Raw genomic sequence first — 7,741 nt, 5'->3', positions numbered from 1 at the left:
ATTGGCGCTGGACTAAACAAAGGCCCCCTTTTAGGGGGCTCACACAAAGCCACCTTCTTTAGAAGGTGGTAATTTACCTTTTCTACTTTCAAGCTGTTATCAGCTCTGTTTTCTTCTTAAACCGAAAGCCAGCGCTAAACTTAACCCTACCCAAATATACAATGGCCAAGTACCAACGATTCGATATGGCGTTTTCCCATCGGTTGGGGTGAGCTCTGCGCGCAGTACTGCAGTTTCAAACTGCGGAACTTGCTCAACGATTTTACCCTTGTGATCGGTTACCGCTGTTAATCCATTGTTAGTCGAGCGGATGAGCGGTTTGCCCAACTCTAAGGCACGCATACGGGCGATCTCCATATGCTGAAGAGGGCCGATAGAGTGACCAAACCATGCATCGTTTGAAAGCGTTAGAATGAAGTCTGTTTCGTCAGTCACATTTTGACGCACTTGCTCATTAAAGATGATCTCATAGCAAAGCGCTGGTGCCATGTGCATGCCATTCGCAACGATGTTTGGCTGCACAAAAGCCCCACGGCTAAACGATGACATCGGTAGGTTAAAGAATGGCGCTAATGGGCGCAAAATATCTTCAAATGGTACAAACTCACCAAACGGTAGTAGGTGATGCTTATGGTAACGTTCGCTTAAATCGAAGCTGTAGTCACCGTATGGTGTGATGCCGAGGGACAGAATACTGTTGTAGAACTGTCGATCTTCAGCTTGGTTGACGACACCGGTGATGATTGCGCTGTTATTCATTTTTGCAGCGCTGTCGATATTGCTCAAAAATGAAGGCACTTCAATTTCAAAAGCGGGAATTGCTGCTTCTGGCCAAACGATAATGTCAGCGTCCCAGTTTTCACGAGTTAAGTCAGCATATTTCATGATGGTTGGCCAGCGTTGACTTGGTAGCCACTTTAGGTTTTGGTCTACGTTACCTTGAATCAGTGCGAGCTTAGTCGTGTCTTCTGGTCGGGGTGTTACCCAATCGTAGTTGCGAATCCCAAAGCCAGTACTGAGTAATACCGCAGGGATAATCACCATCAGCCACTGCTTATGAATCCATGCATAGGCTAACGCCCCTGCGCTGATAAGGATAAATAGAGTAAGCAGTTCTACGCCGCCAATTGGTGCAAAGCTTGCGAGTGGAGCATCTATCTGGCTATAGCCTAGCCATAACCAAGGGAAGCCGGTCATCACCCAACCACGCAACCAATCACTTATCAGCCATAAAGCAGGTGCAGCGAGAAGTGCTTTTGTGAGCGTAAATTGAGGAAACAGCTTGTTGTTGAGCCAAGCAAATAAGCCTGAATAAACAGCCAAGTAGGCAACAAGTAAGCCCATTAAAAATAAATTGGCAATGAGCGGCATACCGCCAAAACCGGAGATACTGACGTAAACCCAGCTAACGCCAGTTGCAAATTGACCTAACCCCCAAGCATAACCAATCCATAGTGCGCGTTTCGGAGTTTGGTTAGCAAGAAGAATCAGTAGAATTGCAGGGCTAAGAATGGCAATAGGCCACAGCTGGTAAGGAGCGAAAGCGAGTGTAGTAGAGGCGCCAACAAAAGCGGCCACTAAGGGCCGCTTAAGGCGATGAAAGAGTTCATTCATCATTGTAATTTCTGAGATTCCCAATGGGTATCGCGTTACTCTTGAGTGGCTTCAACCAGGGTTTCTTCGTCTGGGATCGTCACTTGGAGTTGAATGACACGACGGTTATCGGCAGCGGTGACTTTGAAGTTGTAGCCTTCAATTTCAACCAGTTCACCACGAGAAGGTAAGTGACCAAAGGCAGTCATGACCATACCACCAACGGTATCAACTTCCTCATCGCTGAAGTTGGTTCCGAATGTCTCATTAAACTCTTCGATGGTTGTCAGCGCTCTGACAGCAAACGTATGCTTGCTCAGCTTACGAATGTCCGTCTCTTCACTTTCATCGAATTCATCTTCAATATCCCCGACGATTTCCTCAAGGATATCTTCAATGGTCACAAGACCAGAAACACCACCGAATTCATCGACAACAATGGCCATATGATAACGTTCTTCACGGAATTCTTTCAGCAGTCGATCAACGCGTTTACTTTCCGGTACTACAACCGCTGGTCGAATGACTTCTTCGATATCAAATGGATTACTGCCTGAGCCTAAGTATTTAAGTAAGTCCTTCGCTAGAAGTATGCCTTCCACATGGTCTTTATCTTCGCTGATCACAGGGTAGCGAGAGTGTTGAGCATCGGTAATCAAAGCAACCAAGGTATCAAGGTCGTGAGTACGCTCAACGGTAACCATTTGCGAACGCGGGATCATAATGTCACGCACACGCATTTCGGAGATTTCCATAACACCTTCGAGCATATCGCGAGTGTCATGGTCAATCAGGTCGTTAACTTCAGAGTCGCGGATAACATCCACAAGCTCTTGGCGATCTTTTGGTTCGCCCTGAAATAGTTGACCTAGACGTTCAAAGAAGGACTTTCTACTCGGACCTTCTGCCTTTTCTTTCTTATCTTCGTTAGAAGAGGGAGAATTATCTTCGTTCATTGTTTCTCAATTAAGTAACGCTATCAGAAGTGTGATAGCACACATAGAGAGGCGAACACGAGAGTCATTTAGGTGGTTCGCCTTTCCCTGTCGAGTGGCCAATAGCTACTCTTTTTCAGCAATGTAAGGATCTTCATAACCCATACCTTGCATGATTTCGGTTTCGAGGGACTCCATCTCTTCGGCTTCGTCATCCTCTATATGATCATAACCTAGCAGATGCAAGCTGCCATGTACAACCATATGCGCCCAATGTGCTAGCAGAGGCTTGCTCTGTTCAACCGCCTCTTTTTCAACAACTTGGCGGCAAATAATCAAATCACCAAGTAAATCTATTTCCATACCAGGAGGTGCTTCAAATGGAAACGACAACACATTAGTTGGTTTATCTTTGCCGCGATACTCATGGTTGAGCGTATGACTTTCTTGTTCATCAACAATACGAATGGTGACTTCGGCTTGTGGCTGGAAGAGAGGAATTGTCTTATCTAGCCACAATTGGAAATCTTGCTGCGAAGGCAGACCTTCTTCATTTTCGACTGCCAGTTGCAGATCAAGTTCAATCGCCATGATTATTCCTTAGTTGAAGCAACTTGTGCATTCAGTTCGGCTTTTGCTGCTTCTAGTAACTTCGCATCGCGTTCTTCACGACGGCGTTTCTCGAACTCTTTACGCTCTTTCTGGTCTTGTGCTTCCCACTTCTCGTACGCGTTAACGATACGAGCAACCACAGGGTGACGTACAACGTCGTCGGCTAAGAAGAAGTTAAAGCTGATGTCGTCAACTTCGCTTAGTACTTCAATAGCATGACGAAGACCCGATTTCGCACCACGAGGTAAGTCAATCTGCGTGACATCACCAGTGATAACCGCGCGAGAGTTAAAACCAATACGCGTTAGGAACATCTTCATCTGTTCAACTGTGGTGTTCTGACTCTCATCAAGAATGATAAAGGCGTCGTTTAGAGTACGACCACGCATGTAAGCAAGAGGGGCAACCTCAATCACGTTACGTTCAATCAGCTTCTCTACGCGCTCAAAGCCCAGCATTTCAAATAGGGCGTCGTATAGCGGACGTAGGTATGGGTCGACTTTCTGGCTTAAATCACCAGGTAGGAAGCCCAATTTCTCACCAGCTTCAACCGCTGGACGAGTAAGTAGAATACGGCGGATCTCTTGGCGCTCTAGTGCGTCAACAGCTGCTGCTACAGCAAGGTAGGTTTTACCTGTACCTGCCGGGCCAATACCAAAAGAAATATCATGCGTGACCATGTTAACCAAGTACTGCGCTTGGTTTGGCGTACGTGGTTTGATCACACCTTTCTTGGTTTTGACGAAGACTTCTTTACCATGCTCGATATTAGACTCAGTATTCTGCTCAAGAACACCAGACTCTTTGATCGCTAGATGGATTTGCTCAGGCTCAATATCTGGGATCTCACCTCGTACAGGTGCGGTATCAACATATAGAGTTTTCAGGATATCCAGCGCAGCTGATGCGGTATGAGGTTTACCGACAATCGTAAAGTGGTCACTACGGTGGTTAATTTCAACGCCTAGACGACGTTCTAAATGCTTGATGTTGTCATCGAATGGACCGCACAGGCTAGCTAGTCGGCGGTTGTCTGAAGGTTCTAGGTTAATTTCTAGAGTTACGATTTTATTGCTCAATGTTGCCTCTCATTTTTTGCCACTTAGTGAGAGCCTGATAACGACCAGGCTCTCTATGGCTATTTATACGAGCTTACGGCGTAAAAGTAGCTACACCCAGCTCATCTTCGCGACGTGTTTTCGCCATCATCTGCGTTGGGGAAATCACACTACGAAGATCCATGTCTTTTTCAGTACGTACTAGCTCACCACGCAGTGAGTTTGCAAATACGTCTACGATCTTCACATCAACGAACTGACCAATTAGGTCTGCACTACCTTCAAAGTTTACTACACGGTTGTTTTCTGTACGAGCGCGTAGTTCCATTAGGTTTTTCTTCGAAGGACCTTCAACTAGAACACGTTGTTCTGTGCCAAGCATTAAGCGAGAGTAACGCATCGCTTGAGCATTGATAGTTTGCTGTAGTTCGTAAAGGCGCTCTTTCTTCACTTGTTCTGACACATCACAAGGGTAATCCGCTGCTGGCGTGCCTGGACGTGGAGAGAAAATAAAGCTGAAGCTCATGTCAAAGTCTACATCTTTGATTAGCTTCATGGTGTCTTGGAAGTCTTTGTCTGTCTCACCAGGGAAACCAACAATAAAGTCTGAACTGATTTGAATATCAGGACGAGCTTTACGCAGTTTACGGATGATCGATTTGTATTCGATAGCGGTGTGAGGGCGTTTCATCATCGTTAGGATACGGTCACTACCACTTTGCACAGGTAAGTGCAGGAAGCTCACAAGTTCTGGCGTATCTTCGTATACTGCGATGATGTCGTCTGTGAATTCTAACGGGTGGCTCGTCGTGAAACGAATACGGTCGATACCATCGATAGACGCAACCAAACGAAGCAGTTCTGCAAATGAACAGATCTCACCATCGTGCATAGGACCACGGTACGCGTTTACGTTTTGACCCAGAAGGTTTACTTCACGTACGCCTTGTTCAGCAAGTTGGGCGATTTCGAACAGTACGTCATCCATTGGACGGCTTACTTCTTCACCACGAGTGTACGGTACGACACAGTAAGTACAGTACTTAGAGCAGCCTTCCATAATAGAAACGAATGCTGTCGCACCTTCAGCGCGAGGTTCAGGTAGGCGGTCGAATTTTTCGATCTCTGGGAACGAAATGTCCATAACTGGTGCATCATCGGACTGAGATTGTTTGATCATCTCAGGTAGGCGGTGCAAAGTTTGTGGGCCAAAAATAACGTCAACGTATGGTGCACGTTCACGAATATGGTCACCTTCTTGCGTTGCTACACAACCACCTACACCGATAACTACGCCAGGTTTTTTATCTTTTAGTGTTTTCCAGCGGCCTAACTGGTGGAAAACTTTCTCTTGCGCTTTTTCACGGATCGAACAGGTGTTAAGTAGAAGTACGTCTGCTTCCTCTGGCTCTTCCGTCAGCTCGTAGCCGTTTGCAGCATTAAGCAGGTCGGCCATTTTTGATGAATCGTATTCGTTCATCTGGCAGCCCCAGGTTTTAATTAGCAGTTTCTTACTCATCTCACTTTCGCTCGTTCAGTTGTACTTAAATCGGAGAGCTATTGCTCAAATTATAGCCGCCATCACGGCGGTAAGCGGCGTATTGTACTGCTTTAAAAAGCACCTGACTAGTGATCTAGCTAATTCTCTGCAAAGCCTGATGAAATCTAGTTTTTCGCCCTATGCAGAACAAGGTTTTTTGTTAAACAATTTTGTAAAAATAGCCATGGAAAGTACAATAAAAAACGCCAATTAATCAGCACGATGAAGAGTGAAAAATGAACAAGTATGACATCGCCGTGATCGGTGGCGGTATGGTTGGGGCAGCCGTCGCTGTTGGATTTGCCAAGCAGGGCAGAAGCGTTGTCTTGGTCGAAGGTACAAAACCTAAAGTTTTTGATGCCGCTCAGGCGATGGATATTCGTGTATCTGCAATCTCGCACCAGTCGGTGGAGTTACTTGATTCACTCGGAGCATGGCCAGAGATCAAGAGCATGCGAGTTTGTCCTTATCGGCGCTTAGAAACTTGGGAGCACCCAGAGTGCCGTACTCGTTTTCACTCTGATGAATTGTCATTGGATCAGCTAGGTTACATCGTTGAAAACCGCCTAATCCAATTAGGTCTTTGGCAAGTCTTCTCTCAGTATGAAAATCTAACCGTGATGTGTCCTGAGCGATTAAAAGCCATTGAGTTTGCAGATGTAAATCTTGTGACACTAGAAAGTGGGGCGCAGTTTGAAGCTAACTGGGTGATTGGTGCTGATGGTGCAAACTCTAAAGTTCGTCAATTGGCTGGAATTGGTGTAACTGCGTGGGATTACCGACAACACTGCATGTTGATTAATGTGAAAACAGAATTGCCTCAGCAAGATATTACTTGGCAACAATTTACACCTTCAGGCCCACGTTCATTTTTACCTCTGTGCTCTTTGAGTAACGACGATGGTCAAGTAGTAGGCCAAGGTTCTTTGGTTTGGTATGACTCGCCTAAACGTATTAAACAACTGTGTGCGATGAGTAAACCTCAACTAAGAGAAGAAATTTTACGTCATTTCCCTGCTGAATTAGGCGATATTGAAGTTTTACAGTTTGGCTCATTCCCACTCACTCGTCGTCATGCGCAAAGCTACTCAAGCAAAAATTGCGTGTTAGTGGGTGACTCTGCCCATACGATCAACCCGCTTGCAGGGCAAGGGGTAAACTTAGGCTTCAAAGATGTAGACGTTCTCCTTTCGGTAACAGAACAACAAGAAAAGCTGGAAGATACCTTACTCGCGAAATACGAACGCGCACGTCGACCTGACAACTTACTCATGCAGACGGGCATGGACTTTTTCTATAAAGGTTTTAGCAACGATCTAGGGCCATTGAAGTTCGTACGTAATGCTGCATTGAAGCTTGCTGAAAACTCAGGGCCAATTAAGGCTCAAGTACTGAAATACGCGTTAGGTATGTAGTAAGCTACTCAAATCACAGATAGAAAAAAAGCGAGCCATGAGCTCGCTTTTTTAATTCGGCAAATCTAATGATTTCCCGAGTCCAGAACCAAAAAAAGAAAAAACCCAGCAAAGTCATGCTGGGTTTTCCGATAATGGTGCGGAAGGAGAGACTTGAACTCTCACACCTTGCGGCGCCAGAACCTAAATCTGGTGCGTCTACCAATTCCGCCACTTCCGCAACTTAATCTATAGATATCAAGATAATTGGTAAAATCTCAATATCGTTGTATATGGCAGGGCTACCTGGATTCGAACCAGGGAATGGCGGCATCAAAAGCCGCTGCCTTACCGCTTGGCGATAGCCCTACAGCGTAAATAGTCAAAGACTACTTAACCTCTCTTATCGAGAGAAAGAATGGTGCGGAAGGAGAGACTTGAACTCTCACACCTTACGGCGCCAGAACCTAAATCTGGTGCGTCTACCAATTCCGCCACTTCCGCGTATTCTGATAGTGTAGATTAATTTAAGATGGTGCGGAAGGAGAGACTTGAACTCTCACACCTTGCGGCGCCAGAACCTAAATCTGGTGCGTCTACCAATTCCGC

6 protein-coding genes and 3 tRNA genes are annotated in these 7,741 nt (G+C 45.8%); 1 reads left to right on the top strand and 8 read right to left on the bottom strand.

The features are described 5' to 3' along the window. Window positions 1-99 precede the first annotated feature (99 nt). From lnt to miaB, 5 genes are all read right to left on the bottom strand, one after another. Entirely contained in the window at window positions 100-1,617 is a 1,518-nt protein-coding gene (gene lnt / locus R7Q38_RS20465) for an apolipoprotein N-acyltransferase (RefSeq protein ID WP_005384119.1), read from the bottom strand. 32 nt (window positions 1,618-1,649) lie between these two features. Continuing rightward, window positions 1,650-2,549, bottom strand: a complete 900-nt coding sequence (gene corC / locus R7Q38_RS20460) for a CNNM family magnesium/cobalt transport protein CorC (RefSeq protein WP_005384118.1) — start codon at window positions 2,547-2,549, stop codon at window positions 1,650-1,652. Window positions 2,550-2,654: 105 nt separating this feature from the next. Continuing rightward, window positions 2,655-3,119: an rRNA maturation RNase YbeY gene (gene ybeY, locus R7Q38_RS20455; RefSeq protein WP_005373030.1), complete on the bottom strand. Its 465-nt coding sequence runs from the start codon at window positions 3,117-3,119 to the stop codon at window positions 2,655-2,657. Window positions 3,120-3,121: 2 nt separating this feature from the next. Further along, complete coding sequence (locus tag R7Q38_RS20450; RefSeq protein WP_005373033.1) at window positions 3,122-4,219, bottom strand: PhoH family protein; 1,098 nt, start codon at window positions 4,217-4,219, stop codon at window positions 3,122-3,124. 73 nt (window positions 4,220-4,292) lie between these two features. Further along, window positions 4,293-5,717 carry a tRNA (N6-isopentenyl adenosine(37)-C2)-methylthiotransferase MiaB gene (miaB, locus tag R7Q38_RS20445; protein WP_005373038.1) on the bottom strand — a complete coding sequence of 475 codons (1,425 nt, stop codon included), beginning with the start codon at window positions 5,715-5,717 and terminating at the stop codon, window positions 4,293-4,295. Window positions 5,718-5,974: 257 nt separating this feature from the next. On the opposite strand from miaB, the gene R7Q38_RS20440 reads away from it, so the two are divergent. Then, the gene (locus R7Q38_RS20440) at window positions 5,975-7,153 is read left to right on the top strand and encodes a 2-octaprenyl-3-methyl-6-methoxy-1,4-benzoquinol hydroxylase (RefSeq protein ID WP_005384117.1); all 1,179 of its coding nucleotides are present in this window, start codon (window positions 5,975-5,977) and stop codon (window positions 7,151-7,153) included. Window positions 7,154-7,288: 135 nt separating this feature from the next. On the opposite strand, the gene R7Q38_RS20435 is transcribed toward R7Q38_RS20440, so the two are convergent. From R7Q38_RS20435 to R7Q38_RS20425, 3 genes are all read right to left on the bottom strand, one after another. Next, window positions 7,289-7,373, bottom strand: a tRNA-Leu gene (locus R7Q38_RS20435). A gap of 53 nt (window positions 7,374-7,426) precedes the next feature. Then, window positions 7,427-7,501 (bottom strand) — tRNA-Gln (locus R7Q38_RS20430). A gap of 50 nt (window positions 7,502-7,551) precedes the next feature. Next, window positions 7,552-7,636 (bottom strand) — tRNA-Leu (locus R7Q38_RS20425). Window positions 7,637-7,741 lie beyond the last annotated feature (105 nt).

Origin of the sequence: Vibrio sp. Vb0598, from assembly GCF_033338935.1 — a bacterium.
GTDB lineage: Bacteria > Pseudomonadota > Gammaproteobacteria > Enterobacterales > Vibrionaceae > Vibrio > Vibrio alginolyticus.
Note: the sequence above shows the minus strand (reverse complement) of the source record. Positions and strands in the feature narration are given on the sequence as shown.

Excerpts from the sequence above, each read along its gene's own strand:
- R7Q38_RS20440 (WP_005384117.1), top strand. The coding sequence starts at position 5,975 with ATGAACAAGTATGACATCGCCGTGATCGGTGGCGGTATGGTTGGGGCA.
- miaB (WP_005373038.1), bottom strand. The coding sequence starts at position 5,717 with ATGAGTAAGAAACTGCTAATTAAAACCTGGGGCTGCCAGATGAACGAA.
- corC (WP_005384118.1), bottom strand. The coding sequence starts at position 2,549 with ATGAACGAAGATAATTCTCCCTCTTCTAACGAAGATAAGAAAGAAAAG.
- lnt (WP_005384119.1), bottom strand. The coding sequence starts at position 1,617 with ATGATGAATGAACTCTTTCATCGCCTTAAGCGGCCCTTAGTGGCCGCT.
- ybeY (WP_005373030.1), bottom strand. The coding sequence starts at position 3,119 with ATGGCGATTGAACTTGATCTGCAACTGGCAGTCGAAAATGAAGAAGGT.